Annotated in this window: 16 protein-coding genes; 5 read left to right on the top strand and 11 right to left on the bottom strand. The window is 60.1% G+C overall.

The window, feature by feature from the left end:
- The first annotated feature begins 242 nt into the window (after positions 1 to 242).
- The 3 genes from ACOI8A_RS20435 (at position 243) to ACOI8A_RS20425 (ending at position 2,772) form a co-directional block, all read left to right on the top strand.
- Positions 243 to 1,250, top strand: coding sequence for a methionine ABC transporter ATP-binding protein (locus tag ACOI8A_RS20435; RefSeq protein WP_420650010.1), 1,008 nt, complete (start codon positions 243 to 245; stop codon positions 1,248 to 1,250).
- Entirely contained in the window at positions 1,250 to 1,924 is a 675-nt protein-coding gene (locus ACOI8A_RS20430) for a methionine ABC transporter permease (protein ID WP_420650009.1), read from the top strand. The genes ACOI8A_RS20435 and ACOI8A_RS20430 overlap by 1 nt, the downstream gene beginning before the upstream one ends.
- Positions 1,925 to 1,998: 74 nt before the next feature.
- Positions 1,999 to 2,772: a MetQ/NlpA family ABC transporter substrate-binding protein gene (locus tag ACOI8A_RS20425; RefSeq protein ID WP_420650008.1), complete on the top strand. Its 774-nt coding sequence runs from the start codon at positions 1,999 to 2,001 to the stop codon at positions 2,770 to 2,772.
- A 211-nt stretch (positions 2,773 to 2,983) separates the two neighbouring features.
- Here ACOI8A_RS20425 and ACOI8A_RS20420 read toward each other — a convergent pair whose 3' ends face one another.
- The 5 genes from ACOI8A_RS20420 to ACOI8A_RS20400 are packed head-to-tail and all read right to left on the bottom strand — an operon-like array spanning position 2,984 to position 6,892.
- Entirely contained in the window at positions 2,984 to 3,619 is a 636-nt protein-coding gene (locus tag ACOI8A_RS20420; RefSeq protein ID WP_420651490.1) for an SCO family protein, read from the bottom strand.
- Positions 3,616 to 4,515, bottom strand: a complete 900-nt coding sequence (cyoE, locus tag ACOI8A_RS20415; protein ID WP_420651489.1) for a heme o synthase — start codon at positions 4,513 to 4,515, stop codon at positions 3,616 to 3,618. Before cyoE ends, ACOI8A_RS20420 begins: the two co-directional genes overlap by 4 nt.
- Complete coding sequence (locus tag ACOI8A_RS20410) at positions 4,503 to 5,582, bottom strand: COX15/CtaA family protein (RefSeq protein ID WP_420650005.1); 1,080 nt, start codon at positions 5,580 to 5,582, stop codon at positions 4,503 to 4,505. Before ACOI8A_RS20410 ends, cyoE begins: the two co-directional genes overlap by 13 nt.
- Positions 5,583 to 5,592: 10 nt before the next feature.
- A complete protein-coding gene (locus ACOI8A_RS20405; RefSeq protein WP_420650004.1) occupies positions 5,593 to 6,186 on the bottom strand; it encodes a hypothetical protein in 594 nt (197 codons plus the stop codon).
- Positions 6,152 to 6,892 (bottom strand): SURF1 family protein, encoded by a 741-nt coding sequence (locus tag ACOI8A_RS20400; protein WP_420650003.1) that lies wholly within the window; start codon positions 6,890 to 6,892, stop codon positions 6,152 to 6,154. The genes ACOI8A_RS20405 and ACOI8A_RS20400 overlap by 35 nt, the downstream gene beginning before the upstream one ends.
- A 70-nt stretch (positions 6,893 to 6,962) precedes the next feature.
- Between ACOI8A_RS20400 and ACOI8A_RS20395 the strand changes: the two genes are divergently transcribed.
- Entirely contained in the window at positions 6,963 to 7,166 is a 204-nt protein-coding gene (locus ACOI8A_RS20395; protein WP_420650002.1) for a twin transmembrane helix small protein, read from the top strand.
- A gap of 7 nt (positions 7,167 to 7,173) precedes the next feature.
- Here the strand turns inward: ACOI8A_RS20395 and ACOI8A_RS20390 are convergent, their stop codons facing one another.
- The 4 genes from ACOI8A_RS20390 to coxB all read right to left on the bottom strand — a co-directional run bounded on the left by ACOI8A_RS20390 (position 7,174) and on the right by coxB (position 11,687).
- Positions 7,174 to 8,061, bottom strand: coding sequence for a cytochrome c oxidase subunit 3 (locus ACOI8A_RS20390; protein WP_420650001.1), 888 nt, complete (start codon positions 8,059 to 8,061; stop codon positions 7,174 to 7,176).
- 25 nt (positions 8,062 to 8,086) lie between these two features.
- Positions 8,087 to 8,638, bottom strand: coding sequence for a cytochrome c oxidase assembly protein (locus tag ACOI8A_RS20385; RefSeq protein ID WP_420650000.1), 552 nt, complete (start codon positions 8,636 to 8,638; stop codon positions 8,087 to 8,089).
- Positions 8,639 to 8,890: 252 nt separating this feature from the next.
- Positions 8,891 to 10,477 carry a cytochrome c oxidase subunit I gene (ctaD, locus tag ACOI8A_RS20380; protein ID WP_420649999.1) on the bottom strand — a complete coding sequence of 529 codons (1,587 nt, stop codon included), beginning with the start codon at positions 10,475 to 10,477 and terminating at the stop codon, positions 8,891 to 8,893.
- Between the two features lie 82 nt (positions 10,478 to 10,559).
- Positions 10,560 to 11,687, bottom strand: coding sequence for a cytochrome c oxidase subunit II (gene coxB / locus ACOI8A_RS20375; protein WP_420649998.1), 1,128 nt, complete (start codon positions 11,685 to 11,687; stop codon positions 10,560 to 10,562).
- A gap of 368 nt (positions 11,688 to 12,055) precedes the next feature.
- Between coxB and ACOI8A_RS20370 the strand changes: the two genes are divergently transcribed.
- On the top strand, positions 12,056 to 12,688 hold the full coding sequence (locus ACOI8A_RS20370) for a hypothetical protein (RefSeq protein WP_420649997.1): 633 nt from the start codon (positions 12,056 to 12,058) through the stop codon (positions 12,686 to 12,688).
- Positions 12,689 to 12,830: 142 nt separating this feature from the next.
- Here the strand turns inward: ACOI8A_RS20370 and ACOI8A_RS20365 are convergent, their stop codons facing one another.
- Both ACOI8A_RS20365 and ACOI8A_RS20360 read right to left on the bottom strand, forming a co-directional pair.
- Positions 12,831 to 14,357: a SulP family inorganic anion transporter gene (locus ACOI8A_RS20365; RefSeq protein WP_420649996.1), complete on the bottom strand. Its 1,527-nt coding sequence runs from the start codon at positions 14,355 to 14,357 to the stop codon at positions 12,831 to 12,833.
- A 90-nt stretch (positions 14,358 to 14,447) separates the two neighbouring features.
- Entirely contained in the window at positions 14,448 to 15,179 is a 732-nt protein-coding gene (locus ACOI8A_RS20360; RefSeq protein WP_420649995.1) for a carbonic anhydrase, read from the bottom strand.
- Positions 15,180 to 15,282 lie beyond the last annotated feature (103 nt).

Genomic DNA, 15,282 nt, shown 5'->3' with positions numbered 1-15,282 from the left:
GACCCCGGTTCTTGCCGAGGACTCTTGAGTGGTTCCCGGGCACGGCACCCAGGGTTTCAAGTCGCTTAACTAGTGACCGACGAGTTAGAACAGCCGTTCCTTTTTTATGACCTTTGATCGCGTTATTGCCAAATCGAAGGTTAATCGCAAAATAAATGCTAAGAACCTCTATACGGACAGGCTAAAATGCGCGCCCGGCTAACCGCTGATCCCATTCCAACGCGCCCCACAAGGTTCGCTACGTGATCGAGTTTCAAAACGTCCACAAGACTTACCGCGTCGCCGGTAAGGACATCCCCGCCCTGCACCCGACCAGTCTGACGATTGAGAACGGTCAGGTGTACGGCCTGATTGGCCATTCCGGTGCGGGAAAAAGTACGCTGCTGCGTCTGATCAATCGCCTGGAGCAATCCAGTGGCGGCAAGATTTTCGTCGACGGCGAAGAAGTCACCGCGCTCGACGCCAACGGTCTGCGCCGTTTCCGTCAGCAGGTCGGGATGATTTTCCAGCACTTCAACTTGCTGGCATCGAAGACCGTGGCCGACAACGTCGCGTTGCCGCTGACCCTCGCCGGTGAACTGTCCCGAGCCGAGATCGACCAGCGTGTGGCCGAGTTGCTCAAGCGCGTGGGGCTGTCCGATCACGCGAAGAAATTCCCCGCGCAGTTGTCCGGTGGCCAGAAGCAGCGCGTCGGCATTGCCCGCGCCCTGGCGACCAAGCCGAAAATCCTCCTGTGCGACGAAGCCACCAGCGCCCTCGACCCGCAGACCACGGCGTCGGTCCTGCAACTGCTGGCTGAGATCAATCGCGAGCTGAAACTTACTATCGTTCTGATCACCCACGAGATGGACGTGATCCGTCGCGTGTGCGATCAGGTCGGCGTGATGGATGCCGGCGTGATTGTCGAGCACGGTTCGGTTGCCGATGTGTTTCTGCACCCGCAGCACCCGACCACCAAGCGTTTTGTGCAAGAAAGCGAGCAGGTCGACGAGAACGAGCAGCGCGATGATTTCGCTCACGTGCCGGGGCGCATCGTGCGTCTGACGTTCCAGGGCGAAGCAACCTACGCGCCGCTGCTGGGCACCGTCGCTCGGGAAACCGGCGTCGACTACAGCATCCTCGCCGGTCGCATCGACCGCATCAAAGACGTCCCTTACGGGCAATTGACCCTCGCCGTCACCGGTGGCGACATGGAAGCGGCATTCGCCCGCTTCACCGCCGCTGACGTTCACATGGAGGTGTTGCGCTAATGGCAGACCTGATGAGTTTCTTCACCAATATCGACTGGTACGAAATCTGGCTGGCCACCGGCGACACCATGCTGATGCTCGGCGGTTCGCTGTTGTTCACCGTGCTGCTCGGCTTGCCGCTGGGCGTGTTGCTGTTCCTGTGCAGCCCGCGTCAGCTGCTGGAAAACCGCGGTGTCTACGCGATCCTGTCGCTGGTGGTGAACATTCTGCGTTCGCTGCCGTTCATTATTCTGTTGATCGTGATGATCCCGTTCACCGTGTTGATCACCGGCACGTCGCTGGGCGTGGCCGGTGCGATCCCGCCACTGGTGGTGGGTGCCACACCGTTCTTCGGGCGGCTGGTGGAAACTGCCCTGCGTGAAGTCGATCGCGGCATCATCGAAGCGACCCAGTCGATGGGCGCGACCACGCGGCAGATCATCGTCAACGCCTTGCTGCCAGAAGCGCGTCCGGGCATCTTTGCAGCGATTACGGTGACGGCGATTACACTGGTTTCCTACACGGCGATGGCCGGTGTGGTTGGCGCTGGTGGTCTGGGTGACCTGGCGATCCGTTTCGGCTACCAGCGTTTCCAGACTGACGTGATGATCGTGACCGTGGTGTTGCTGTTGATCCTGGTGCAAGTGTTGCAAATGGTCGGCGACCGCTTGGTCGTACACTTCTCGCGCAAGTAAACCGGTTTTGTATGACATGAGCCGGCCATTCGCTGGCAGGCGCCAGACGGGCGCCGCAAAAAGGAGTTAGCTGAATGAAAAAACTGATCGTTGCCCTCGCTGCCGTTGCAGCGTTCTCGGCCCACGCCGACGAAACCCTGACCGTGGCTGCGAGCCCGGTACCACACGCCGAAATCCTCGAGTTCGTGAAGCCGGCACTGGCCAAAGAAGGCGTGGATCTGAAGGTCAAAGTCTTCACTGACTACGTTCAGCCGAACGTGCAGGTTGCCGAGAAGCGTCTGGACGCGAACTTCTTCCAGCACCAGCCGTACCTCGATGAGTTCAACAAGGCCAAAGGCACCAGCCTGGTGGCCGTGACCGGCGTGCACCTGGAGCCGCTGGGCGCTTACTCGAGCAAGATCAAGAAAATCGAAGAACTGCCAGGCGGCGCCAACGTGGTCATCCCGAACGACGCCACCAACGGCGGCCGCGCGCTGTTGCTGCTGGCCAAGGCGGGCGTAATCACTTTGAAGGACCCGAGCAACATCCTGTCGACCATCAAAGACATCGCGCAGAACCCGAAAGACCTGAAATTCCGTGAACTGGAAGCCGCGACCATTCCGCGCGTGCTGACTCAGGTAGACCTGGCGCTGATCAACACCAACTACGCGCTGGAAGCCAAGCTCGATCCGTCCAAGGATGCGCTGGTGATTGAAGGCAACGACTCGCCGTACGTAAACATCCTCGTGTCCCGCGCGGACAACAAGGACAGCGATGCGATGAAGAAACTGGCGGCTGCCCTGCATAGCCCGGAAGTGAAGAAGTTCATTACCGAGAAGTACAAGGGTGCTGTGTTGCCGGCGTTCTGATTGCGGTTGTTGTGAATTGTTCGGCTTGGGGACTGCGTTGGATTCGCCCCTCACCCCAGCCCTCTCCCGAGGGAGAGGGAGCCGAAATTCGTGCCGTTCAAAACCTGAGTTCGGCTGGATATTTCAGGTCGATGTATTCCGCCTAAACACCTCGGTCAGTCCCCTCTCCCTTTGGGAGAGGGTTAGCGTGAGGGTAAGCTTTTGACTTTGCTTACTTGCGGTTAAGCATCACCGGCAACTGCGCCACCAACTTCGCATTATTCAACGGCGCGCGAATAAACCCGCGCTGCGTCCCGTCCGGGCCAATCACGGCCAGGTTCCCACTGTGATCAACCGTGTAATTCGGCTTGCTGGTATCCGCCGGAATAAACGGAATACTCACCGCGTTCGCCACTTTCTGCAGCTCTTCAATCGAAGTCAGCGTCAGGCCGATGAACTGCGGGTCGAAGTAGCCCAGGTACTGCTTGAGCTGCTTGGGGTTATCACGATTCGGGTCAACGCTGACCAGCACGATCTGCAACTTATCCACAGCGTCTTTCGGCAGCTCGCTTTTGATTTGGCGCAATTGGGCAAGGGTGGTCGGGCAGATGTCCGGGCAGAAGGTGTAACCGAAAAACAGCAGGCTCCACTTACCCTTGAGCTCATTGATCGCGACCGGTTTGCCGTCCTGATCGGTCATCGTCACGTCCGGCAGATTGCGGCTCTGCGGCAGCAGGATGATGCCGGCGTCGATCAGCGCGGTCGGGTCGCCCTGGCTTTTGCCGCTCAGCACTTTGTTGACGGTAAGGCCGAGGATCAGTGCGATCACGGCGACGAGGACGAAGACGGTTTTCTGAGTTCGAGTCATAGGTTCAACAATAAGTAGTGGTCTACGAGCAGGGCGATGAACAGCAGGAACAAGTAATAAATAGAGTACTTGAACGTATTGATCGCCGCGTGCGGCCGAGTGCCACGGTACAGCACCACGGCCCATTGCAGAAACCGCGCGCCCAGACCGAGCGCGCAAATCAGATACAACACGCCGCTCATGTGAATCACATACGGCAGCAGGCTCACCGCCAGCAGCGCGAAGGTGTACAGCAGAATGTGCACTTTGGTGTAGTGCTCGCCGTGGGTGACGGGCAGCATCGGGATGTCAGCCTTGGCGTATTCCTCCTTGCGATGAATCGCCAGCGCCCAGAAGTGCGGCGGGGTCCAGGCGAAGATGATCAGCACCAGCAGCAACGGTTCGGCGCTGACGTGGCCGGTGGCGGCGGTCCAGCCGAGCAGCGGCGGTGCGGCCCCGGCGAGGCCACCAATGACGATGTTCTGCGGCGTCGCGCGTTTGAGGAAACCGGTGTAGACCACCGCATAGCCGAGCAGCGAAGCCAGGGTCAGCCACGCGGTCAGCGGATTGGTAAAAGTCAGTAACAGAGCCTGTCCGAGCCAAGCCAGTACCAGAGCAAACGTCAGCGCTGCGGCGGGCGAGACTCGACCCTCAGCCAGCGGCCGTTTATGCGTACGCGCCATCAGCGCATCGATGCGCCGATCCACCACATGATTGACCGCCGCCGCGCCACCGGCACACAGGGCGATGCCCAGATTGCCAAACACCAACACCGTCCACGGCACCCCGGCGCGGGTCGCGAGGAACATGCCGACCAGCGAGGTGATGAGCATCAGCACCACCACTTTCGGCTTGGTCAGCTCCAGATAATCTCGCCACAGCGCCTGCGCGGGACGTTCGCCGATCAGAATCGCCATGGCGTCTCTCCTTTTATAGTGATTGGCGCCGCCGAATGTTTACGCGGGCTCAGACGCCAGCGCGCGATCAGCGGCTGCCTGACCCGAACCAGACTGGTACGCGCGTGATAGTTGACCAGCACCATGCTCAGCAACAACGCCGCGCCACCGGCGTTATGTGCCACTGCGACTGGCAGCGGCAGATGGAACAACACATTGCTGATGCCGAGAGTGATTTGTACGGCGAGGGCGATCAGCACCAGGCCGGCCAGTCGGGTCATGCCGACCACTTTCAATTGCCAGGCCAGACCGAGCAGTACCAGCGTCACCAGCAGCGCACCGATGCGGTGTGTCAGGTGAATCGCCGTGCGTGCATCGCTGTCGAGTTGCCCGCCGAGGTAATTCGGGCCGATGTGTTGCGTCAGGTGAAAGCCGTTGGCGAAATCGGCGGGCGGCAGCCATTGACCGTGGCAGGTTGGAAAGTCGATGCAGGCCACTGCCGCGTAGTTGGAACTGACCCAACCGCCCAGAGCAATCTGGCCGATCACCATTAACAATCCCGCCGTCGCCCAGTGCTGCAAACGCTTGGGCACGGTCAGGGCCGGCAGCACGCCGGACAGCCTTATCGTCAGCAGAAACAACAGGCTCAAAGTCGCAAAGCCGCCGAGCAAATGCCCGGTCACCACTTGCGGCCAGAGCTTGAGCGTCACCGTCCACATGCCGAACGCCGCTTGCGCGATCACCACGGCCAGCAAGAACAACGGCAGTTTCAGTGGCAGCCCCGGATGACGACGGTTGACCCACGCACGTCCGGCCAACACCGAGATCAACAGGCCAAGAGTGCCGGCGAAGTAACGGTGGATCATCTCGTTCCAGCCTTTGTGCGCTTCGACCGGCGTGTCGGGGAAATGCAGTTCGGCATGCGCCAGCTGGGCTTCGCTTTTGGGCACGCTGATAAACCCGTAGCAACCCGGCCAGTCCGGGCAGCCGAGCCCGGCGTGGGTCAGGCGCGTGTAGGCGCCGAGCAGCACCACAATCAGTGCCAGCAGGGTGGCAAACAGCGCGAGGCGAAATCCAGGTTTGGCCATGACGATGCCCTTATCCGATGTTCGACAGTTTCAGCAGGTGGCGCAGGTCGTTGAGCAGATCCTTGCCTTTGACATTCGGGTCGTAGCGCAGCACCAGATTGCCGTGCGGATCGATGATCCACAGCTGTGGCGTGGTTTTGTCGCCGGCAGTCTTGCTGAAGGTCGCGGCGTCCAGCGGATAACGCTGCAACTGCGGATATTCGCGGGTCAGCTTGGCTTCGTAATCGGCGCTCAGCGGTTGCGCGGCGGCGAGAGCGTGGCTGGCGCGCCCGGCTTCGCGGCCAAGACCGACCTGAATCTGCCGCGCCAGATACACCAACTGCTGGCAATCGACCGCGCAATCTTTCGGCGCAGTGACCAGCATCTGCCAGCGTTGCTCGTCAGCGTTCACGCCGAGGTCGGCCCGGGTCTGGCCATTACCGATCAGTTCACCGTGATAACTGCGACCCTCCGGCACCCAGAACTGCAACTTGTACATGCCGGTGGCGAGGATCATCGGCCCGACCACGCCAAGCACGATCAGCAGCAATTGAATGCGTCCGCGACGGCGACTGGTCGGTGCCTTGGCGTCAGACATGCTGGGTGGATTCATGGCCGTTCCCATGGTGGTGCTCCTTGGCGTTGTGCCAGCCGAGATAGAGGTAGAGGCCGAGCAAAGCGATGCTCATGGCGAACCATTGCACGGCGTAACCGAGGTGTTTTTCCGGGCCCATTGCGACCACCGGCCAGTCGGCCTGATAGCTGGCGGGGCCAGGTTCTGCGCGCAATTCGTAGGCGAAGCCATCGCGTTCGAGGGTTTGCCAGAGCTTGGCCGGTTCGACGGCGGTGATGGTTTGCGGCCAGCTCTGGCTGGCCGGGTCGGCGTGCAACTGGAAGGTTGTGCCGGGGGCGACGTAGACCCACGCATCGACACTTACCGCTTCGCCCGGCGTGCTGAATTGCGGCGGCACGCGCCGATCCGGCCACGGCAGCCAGCCGCGATTGACCAGCAGCCACAGCCCGCTGGCCTGATCGTGAAACGGTTGCAGCAACTCGACGCCGACCTTGCCGTCACGCTGCCGGTTGTCCAGCAACAAACTGTGGGCGCCATCGAACTGGCCGTGCAGATGCACGCGGCGATAGGCCGGATCGGCGCTGTGCAGCAATTCGTTGCTGGCCATCGGCTCGGCAGCGCGGCGTTCGGCGTAACTGGCGAGCAGGGCGGTTTTCTCGGCGCCACGCCCCAGTTGCCAGAAGCCCAGCGAGACCAGCAGCGGCAGCAACAAAGCCACTACCAGCGTTGGCACGACGCCCGGGCGGAAGTGCTTCATGGCATCGCCACAAAGTCAGGCATCACGCTCGCTATACTCCAATGCATCGCCCGTCCCCCGGAGTCTTGCCATGCTCAAAGCAGCCATCGTCCTGATGCTGATTGCCACGGTGATCAGCCTGTTCAGCGGCCTGTTTTTCCTGGTCAAGGACGACAGCAGCTCGAATCGGCTGGTGCTCGCCCTGAGTGTTCGGGTGGCCTGCGCTGCGATCACCGTCGGCCTGATCGCCTGGGGTTTCTACAGCGGCCAACTGGTGTCGCATGCGCCTTGGTAAATAAGCCTCAGAGCACGTAGACGAAGATAAACAGACCGATCCACACCACATCGACAAAGTGCCAATACCAGCTCGCCGCTTCGAAGCCGAACTGATGCTCGTTGTCGAAGTGGCCCTTCATGATGCGCATCAGCATCACAAACAGAATGATCGTGCCGATGGTCACGTGGGCGCCGTGGAAACCGGTGAGCATGAAGAACGTCGCGCCGTAGATGCCGGAACCGAGGGTCAGGCCCAGCTCCTTATAAGCGTGGATGTATTCTTCGGCCTGAAAGCCGAGGAACGCGCAGCCCAGTAGTACGGTGATTGCCAGCCAGATTTTCAGCGCGCCGCGATGACCTTTCTTCAGCGCGTGGTGGGCGATGGTGATGGTCACGCTGGAGCTGACCAGCAGAATCGTGTTGATCAAAGGCAGGCCCCATGGACTGATGACGTCCTTGGGCGGCGGGAACAGTTTCGGATCCGGAGTGTGCAACAGCGGCCAGGTGAACTGGAAGTTCGGCCACAACATGTGTGCGATGCCTTTCGGGCCTTCGCCGCCGAGCGCCGGGCCGGAGATGTGCCGCACGTAAAACAGCGCCCCGAAGAACGCGACGAAGAACATCACTTCGGAAAAGATGAACCAGCTCATGCCCCAGCGGAACGAACGATCCAGCTGCGCGCTGTACAGCCCGGCGCGGCTTTCCTTGATCACCGTGCCGAACCAGCCGAACAACATGTACGCCACCAACAGGCCGCCGATGAAAAAGATCAGCGGGCCGTGAGACTCCGGGCGCGCCGCCTTCAGATCATTGAACCAGACGGCCAGGCCGTACACGGTGACCGCCATGCCGACCGTGGCAATAATCGGCCACTTGCTCTGGGCCGGAACGTAATAGTGCTCATGACTTGCCATTTATTGTTCTCCTTATCGGGCACGCTTAACCGCCAGTGTTTACAGCCACCGGTGGATGTCGGGCGGTGATATCGAACAGCGTGTAGGACAGCGTCAGATGCTTCACTTCCTTGGGCATGTCGCGGTCCACGATGAACCGCACCGGCATCTCGATGCGCTGGCCCGGTTGCAGCACTTGCTGGGTGAAGCAGAAGCATTCGGTCTTGTGGAAATACGCGGCGGCATTGCTCGGCGCGATGCTTGGCACAGCTTGCGCACTCATCGGTTTGTCGGTGGGGTTGTGCGCGATGAAAATCATCTCGTTGACCGCACCGGGGTTGGCCGTCAGCTCGTCATGTTTGGGATAGAACTCCCATGGCATGTCGGCCGTATTGGTGGACAGGAACTGCACGCGCACCTGGCGCGAAGTGTCGACGGTCTGCTCGCCCGCGTACTGCCCACCGGTCTTGCCATTGATGCCGAACGCCTTGCACATCACGTCGTAGATCGGCACCAGGGCAAACCCGAAAACAAACATCGCCAGCACCACCGCGAGCAAGCGGGTGACGAGTTTTTTTAGCGAGATCGAGTCAGCCATGAGTCAGGCCTCCCTCGTGATCACCTGTGGTTGGCGATTCCTTTGTGGTGAGGGGATTTATCCCCGTTGGGTTGCGCAGCAGCCCCAGAGCCTGAAAACGCGGTAACTCTGATGCGCCGAGTTGCCCGGATTCACGACTGCTGCGCAGCCGAACGGGGATAAATCCCCTCGCCACAGGGGATCTGTGTGCAGCCCTGGGAGACCTGTGTGCTTGCACAGGTTGCTCACTGATCTTCACGCCGGGCTGGGTGTTCATTTCACTTCCGGCGGTGTGGTGAAGGTGTGATACGGCGCCGGCGACGGCACGCTCCATTCCAGACCTTCAGCGCCATCCCACGGTTTGGCCGGTGCCGGCACGCCGCCGCGAATGGTCTTGATCACGATGAACAGGAAGAAGATCTGCGTGGCGCCGAACATGAACGCGCCGATCGACGAAACCATGTTGAAGTCGGCGAATTGCAGGTTGTAGTCCGGGATCCGTCGCGGCATCCCCGCAAGACCCACGAAGTGCATCGGGAAGAAGGTCAGGTTCATGCCGACGAACGATAGCCAGAAGTGCAGCTTACCGAGGGTTTCGTCGTACATGTGCCCGGTCCACTTCGGCAGCCAGTAATAGGCCGACGCGAAGATCCCGAAGATCGCCCCCGGCACCAGCACGTAGTGGAAATGCGCGACCACGAAGTAGGTGTCCTGATACTGGAAGTCGGCCGGAGCGATGGCCAGCATCAGCCCGGAGAACCCGCCAATCGAAAACAGGATCACGAACGCCACTGCGAACAGCATCGGCGTCTCGAAGGTCATCGAGCCTTGCCACATGGTGCTGGCCCAGTTGAACACCTTCACCCCGGTCGGCACCGCGATGAGCATGGTCGCGTACATGAAGAACAGCTCGCCCACCAGCGGAATGCCAACCACGAACATGTGGTGCGCCCAGACGATGAACGACAGGAACGCGATGCTCGCCGTGGCGTAGACCATCGAGGTATAGCCGAACAGCGGTTTGCGCGCGAAGGCCGGGATGATCTGGCTGACGGCGCCGAAGGCCGGCAGGATCATGATGTACACCTCGGGGTGGCCGAAGAACCAGAACACATGCTGGAACAACACCGGATCACCGCCACCGGCAGCGCTGAAGAAACTGGTGCCGAAGTGGATGTCCATCAGCATCATCGTCACGCACCCGGCCAGCACCGGCATCACCGCTATCAACAGGAACGCAGTGATCAGCCAGGTCCAGACGAACAGCGGCATTTTCATCAAGGTCATGCCGGGGGCGCGCAGGTTGAGGATGGTGGCGATCACGTTGATCGCGCCCATGATCGAGCTGATGCCCATCAGGTGGATGGCAAAGATGAAGAACGTCACGCTTTCCGGCGCGTAGGTCGTCGACAGCGGCGCGTAGAAGGTCCAGCCGAAATTGGGGCCGCCACCGGGCATGAACAGCGTTGAAACCAGTATCAGGAATGCCGCCGGCAGCAGCCAGAAACTGAAGTTGTTCATGCGCGGCAGGGCCATGTCCGGCGCGCCGACCATCAATGGGATCATCCAGTTGGCGAGGCCGACAAACGCCGGCATCACCGCACCGAACACCATCACCAGACCGTGCATGGTGGTCATCTGGTTGAAGAACGCCGGCTCGACGATTTGCAGTCCGGGCTGAAACAACTCGGCGCGAATCACCATGGCGAACGAGCCGCCGAGCAGGAACATGCAGAACGCAAACCACAGGTATAGCGTGCCGATGTCCTTGTGGTTGGTGGTCAGCACCCAGCGCATCAGGCCTTTGGCCGGGCCGTGGGCGTGGTCGGCATGACCGTGGTCATCGATTACAGCGCTCATGGCCGGTCTCCTTTACGTGAGTGGGCTGGGCTGGCCGGGGCGCGTTGCCCCGGCCGGTTCACGAAGTACGCGATAGACCGGCTCATTGGCTTTCCGCCTGTTTCAGCTCCAGCACTTCTTTTGGCGTGACCATGTCGCCCTTGTTGTTGCCCCAGGCGTTCCGTTCGTAGGTCACGACCGCTGCGATATCGACTTCCGAGAGCTGTTTGCCGAATGCCGCCATGGCGGTGCCGGGCTTGCCGTGGAAGACGATGCCCAAGTGATCCTTGATCGGGCCGGTGGCAATTTTCGAGCCCTTGAGTGCCGGGAACATTGGCGGCAAGCCTTGGCCTTCAGCCTGGTGACAGGCCACGCAAGCGGTGTGATAGACCTTGTCGCCGCGCTCCTTGAGTTCGTCGAGGGTCCATTCCTTGCTGGTCAGCTCTTTGAGTTGCGCGGCTTCGGCTTTGCGCTCGCCGAGCCATTTCTCGTAGTCGGCCTGTTCCTTGACCTCGACCACGATCGGCATGAAGCCGTGATCTTTGCCACAGAGTTCGGCGCACTGGCCGCGGTAGATGCCGGGCTTGTCGACTCGGGTCCAGGCTTCGTTGACGAACCCGGGGATCGCATCGCGCTTGACCGCGAAGGCCGGCACCCACCACGAATGAATCACGTCGGCCGAGGTCACGAGAAAACGCACCTTGGCCCCGATCGGCAGTACCAACGGCTTGTCGACTTCGAGCAAATAGTGCTCGCCCTTGGCTTCCTTGTTGTGGATCTGCTCGGCGGGAGTGGTCAGGTTGCTGAAGAATTCGACATCCTGGCCCAGGTATTTGTAATGCCACTTCCACTGATAACCGGTGATCTGGATATCAATATCCGGCTCACTGGAGTCGTACATCTTGATCAGGGTGGCGGTCGCCGGTACCGCCATCACCACCAGAATCAGCAGCGGTACGACGGTCCAGAGAATCTCGACGGTGGTGCTTTCGTGGAATTTCGCGGCGACCTGCCCGGTAGAACGGCGGTGCACCATCATCGACCAGAACATGGCGCCGAAGACGATGACCCCGATCACCACACAGATCCAGAAAATGATCATGTGCAGGTCGAATACTGCGTGACTGATTTCAGTCGCTCCAGGCGCCATATTCACAGTCCAGGCCGCTTGTGCCTGGCTGAAAATCGACCACAACAGGAGGCCCATCCAGACATGTGGATGTCGCATCATTGCGGGTTCCCCTTATCGTTCTTGTTATCCCGCCGGCTTTCACCTGCGGCAAGGGAGCGGCTGCATCAGACTACGAACTTGAATCGCCGGGCCTTGCTGCGTGGGCAGTCGGGCGTCATCAGCTAACTCCATTCATTGGCGAGTATAGACAGCGGCTGGGAAATGCAATGTGCGCAGGCAAATGATCGATACAGCCGGAGCTTGCGTTGAAGGGCACGAATGGAGAAGGATGCAGACGAGTGGTGGCAAACCGATATAACGCAGGTGTCTCAAGGATGAAATAATTATGACAAATGCGTCTTAGCATTTTTCGTAAGCCAGCTAACTTATGTCTTCCCTATTTCATTGCCTTGTTTCCTGGAGTTTTCATGAACACCGCCGCATTGCGCGAGCAGATCCAAATAGCCCGACAACACGAAAACGAAACCGGACGGCTGACCCGTCAGCTGGAAGAACAACTGCCACATCTGCACCCGTCGATCCAATTGCCTGAGACAGGCGCCAAGGCTGTACTGACGCGTTTTGTCGAAACCTACATCGACGAAGTACCTGACATGCTGGAAGCAGCCAACGCCGTCGCCAAGGAAGCGGGAATCGAATCACAGATCAAACCGGTGCTGAAAATCGCCGAGCAGTACTTTCTCCAGCCGCCGGTCGGTCTGGATCGACTACTGGACGAAGCCTACTTGGCGCACCGTTTTGTCGAAGAGGTCAACGATCTGTACATCAAGCATTTCGGCCAGCCACTGATCCCTTTGGACATGACGGTCGCCAACCTGATTGCTCACCAGTTGCTCGGTGAGAAATTTGCCAATGAACTGGATGAAGTGGTGCATCACGCGGTGGACAGCATGCTCAACGACGAGAGCTTTTCGCAGGAGTCGGTGGAAGCCTACCGCGAAAAACTCAGCAGCCCGGATACCGGCGCTGCGTGGAAGCGCTGGCCGTGCATGAGCCGCCGTTTGGGCGTGGGCCTGGAACTCGACCAGCCTGCTGCGTAATCCGGAACCACCTCAACACCTGTGGGAGCTGGCTTGCCAGCGATAGCGTCGGATCAGTCGACATCTTTGGTGACTGACACTCCGCCATCGCTGGCAAGCCAGCTCCCACAGGGTTTTTTGCCATTTTTGCCACACTGGTTTTTTAAGCAGCTGAACCAATCCCGGTAGTGGTGCGAATCCGCCCCTCAAGCCTGCGCTTCAACCCGCGCGACTCGATCATCAGTTTTGAACCCTTGGCCGCATTCGCCCGGCCCCACTCTTCGAGCAACTCCAGACACGAATGGTCGATGTAGCTCAAATTGTTGAGCGGCACATGCACCGTCGTGCCCGGTGGAATGGTGCTCAGTACTTGAGTCAGCGCCGGCACTTTCAGGAACGTCCCCGCGCCGATCAGACGCAGCTCCATTTCGCCGTCCTGCGGCAGATCGATCAGGCTGATCTTCAGGCGTGAAGCCTTGAACGCCAGTTTCACCAGCGTCAGGCCAAAACCGATCAACACACCCGTCAGCAGGTCAGTGAAGATGATCGCCAGCGCCGTCGCGGCATAGGTGAACATCGGCATCCGCCCATAACGGCCCAGACCGCGGAAGGCTTTGAGGTCGACCAGTTTGAACCCGGTGTAGACCAGCACACCGGCCAGACTCGCCACCGGAATGCTTTGCAGCACGCTCGACAACAGCAAGACGAAACCGAGCAGCCACAGACCGTGGAAAATCGTCGAGTAACGCGTGGTCGCGCCAGCCTGAACGTTGGCCGAACTGCGCACGATCACCCCGGTCATCGGCAGCGCGCCGACCAGGCCGCAGAGCATGTTGCCGACACCTTGCGCCGACAGCTCACGGTCGAAGTCCGAACGTACACCGTTGTGCATGCGATCCACCGCAGCGGCGGACAGCAGGGTTTCGGCGCTGGCGATGAACGCAACGGCGAATGCGGCGATCAGCAGCGTCGGGTCGGCGAGACTGAGCAAGTCAGCCGGTTTCAGCCAGTCGATGGCTTCGGCCAGATTCTCCGGTACCTCAACGCGTTTGACCTGCAACGCCAGCAGCAAACTCGCGCCGGTCGCCAGACCCACGCCAAGCAACGCACCCGGAATGAAGCGTAGCGAGTGCGGACGGAATTTCTCCCACAGCCACATCACCGCAATCGTCGAAAGGCCAAGCAAACCAGCCTGCCAGCCCAGTGACGGCAACGCCTGCGCCACCGCAGCGGGGAATGCCGTGAGGTTATCCAGCCCGGAAGGCTTGGGCGAAGCATCGAGCATCACATGCACCTGTGACAGCACGATGAGCACGCCAATCCCCGCCAACATCCCATAGACCACCGCTGGCGCCGTGACCCGGAACCAGCAACCGAGCTTCAGCCGCCCGGCCACCAGTTGCAGAAAACCGGCGAGCAGCAGAATCGGCCCGAGCATCTCGATGCCGTGCTGGCGCACCAGTTCGAACACCAGCACCGCCAGCCCGGCCGCCGGCCCGCTGACTTGCAACGGTGAACCCGCCAGCCAACCGACCACCAGACCACCGATGATCCCGGTGATCAGACCTTTGGCCGGCGGCAGCCCGGAAGCAATGGCGATGCCCATGCACAACGGCAGGGCCACCAGGAACACAACCACCGAGGCCAGCAGCTCCCGTGGCAGTACAGCTTTCAATTGAGCAGCACGCATGGTGATTCTCCCGAAGCTTTCTTCAGGCATGGCGAGGCCGGGCCGCTGAAACAGCGGCCGGCGTCAAACCACACAGATTTTTAGGAGGACTTAGAAGCGCGCTTTGGGCGTCGCCACCGGGATCGGATGGCTGCCATCGAGCGGCAGGAAACAACCCTGATCCGCGTCGTAAGCTTTGATTTGGCTGGTTTCGATGTTGTAGACCCAGCCATGGATGAACAGTTGACCGTTCGCCATGCGTGAGGCTACCGAAGGATGGGTACGCAAGTGCTGCAATTGGGCGATGACGTTTTCCTCGGTGAGGATCGGCATGCTTTCTTTTTCGTCGGCGCAGTTACAGTTTTCCTGGACCATGGTTTTCGCCACTTCGGCGTGGCGCAGCCAGGCTTTGACCGTAGGCATCTTTTCCAGGCTGTCCGGGTTGAGCACCGCACGCATGGCGCCGCAATCGGAGTGGCCGCAGATGATGATGTGATGCACGCCGAGCGCCAGTACCGCGTATTCGATCGCGGTGGAAACGCCGCCGTTCATCTGACCGTAGGGCGGAACGACGTTGCCGACGTTACGCGTCACGAACAGATCGCCGGGGGAGCTTTGGGTGATCAGCTCGGGGACGATGCGCGAGTCAGCGCAGGTGATGAACATCGCGCGCGGCTGTTGCGCCGTGGCGAGTTTTTTGAAGAGTTCTTCCTGCTGTGGAAAGACCTCATGATGAAAATGCAAAAAGCCGTCGACGATATTCTTCAATGCTGCATCAGCGGTTTCCGCCACAGGGAGCGATTGCGCCGACGCAGCCAACGGCTGTTTATCCTTGTCACTCATGATTCATCCTCTTTGGCGGATTCGGGGATTCTTCCCCTGTAGTCCGATATGAAGCCAGTGGCTGTTTTCAACATCCGGGTCATCCCGACCCGTCAGTCACTCG

The organism is Pseudomonas sp. P4795 (assembly GCF_048822895.1).
Classification (GTDB): domain Bacteria; phylum Pseudomonadota; class Gammaproteobacteria; order Pseudomonadales; family Pseudomonadaceae; genus Aquipseudomonas.
Note: the sequence above shows the minus strand (reverse complement) of the source record. Positions and strands in the feature narration are given on the sequence as shown.

Excerpts from the sequence above, each read along its gene's own strand:
- ACOI8A_RS20430 (WP_420650009.1), top strand. The coding sequence starts at position 1,250 with ATGGCAGACCTGATGAGTTTCTTCACCAATATCGACTGGTACGAAATC.
- ACOI8A_RS20425 (WP_420650008.1), top strand. The coding sequence starts at position 1,999 with ATGAAAAAACTGATCGTTGCCCTCGCTGCCGTTGCAGCGTTCTCGGCC.
- ACOI8A_RS20420 (WP_420651490.1), bottom strand. The coding sequence starts at position 3,619 with ATGACTCGAACTCAGAAAACCGTCTTCGTCCTCGTCGCCGTGATCGCA.
- cyoE (WP_420651489.1), bottom strand. The coding sequence starts at position 4,515 with ATGGCGATTCTGATCGGCGAACGTCCCGCGCAGGCGCTGTGGCGAGAT.
- ACOI8A_RS20410 (WP_420650005.1), bottom strand. The coding sequence starts at position 5,582 with ATGGCCAAACCTGGATTTCGCCTCGCGCTGTTTGCCACCCTGCTGGCA.
- ACOI8A_RS20405 (WP_420650004.1), bottom strand. The coding sequence starts at position 6,186 with ATGGGAACGGCCATGAATCCACCCAGCATGTCTGACGCCAAGGCACCG.
- ACOI8A_RS20400 (WP_420650003.1), bottom strand. The coding sequence starts at position 6,892 with ATGAAGCACTTCCGCCCGGGCGTCGTGCCAACGCTGGTAGTGGCTTTG.
- ACOI8A_RS20395 (WP_420650002.1), top strand. The coding sequence starts at position 6,963 with ATGCTCAAAGCAGCCATCGTCCTGATGCTGATTGCCACGGTGATCAGC.
- ACOI8A_RS20390 (WP_420650001.1), bottom strand. The coding sequence starts at position 8,061 with ATGGCAAGTCATGAGCACTATTACGTTCCGGCCCAGAGCAAGTGGCCG.
- ACOI8A_RS20385 (WP_420650000.1), bottom strand. The coding sequence starts at position 8,638 with ATGGCTGACTCGATCTCGCTAAAAAAACTCGTCACCCGCTTGCTCGCG.
- ctaD (WP_420649999.1), bottom strand. The coding sequence starts at position 10,477 with ATGAGCGCTGTAATCGATGACCACGGTCATGCCGACCACGCCCACGGC.
- coxB (WP_420649998.1), bottom strand. The coding sequence starts at position 11,687 with ATGATGCGACATCCACATGTCTGGATGGGCCTCCTGTTGTGGTCGATT.
- ACOI8A_RS20370 (WP_420649997.1), top strand. The coding sequence starts at position 12,056 with ATGAACACCGCCGCATTGCGCGAGCAGATCCAAATAGCCCGACAACAC.
- ACOI8A_RS20365 (WP_420649996.1), bottom strand. The coding sequence starts at position 14,357 with ATGCGTGCTGCTCAATTGAAAGCTGTACTGCCACGGGAGCTGCTGGCC.
- ACOI8A_RS20360 (WP_420649995.1), bottom strand. The coding sequence starts at position 15,179 with ATGAGTGACAAGGATAAACAGCCGTTGGCTGCGTCGGCGCAATCGCTC.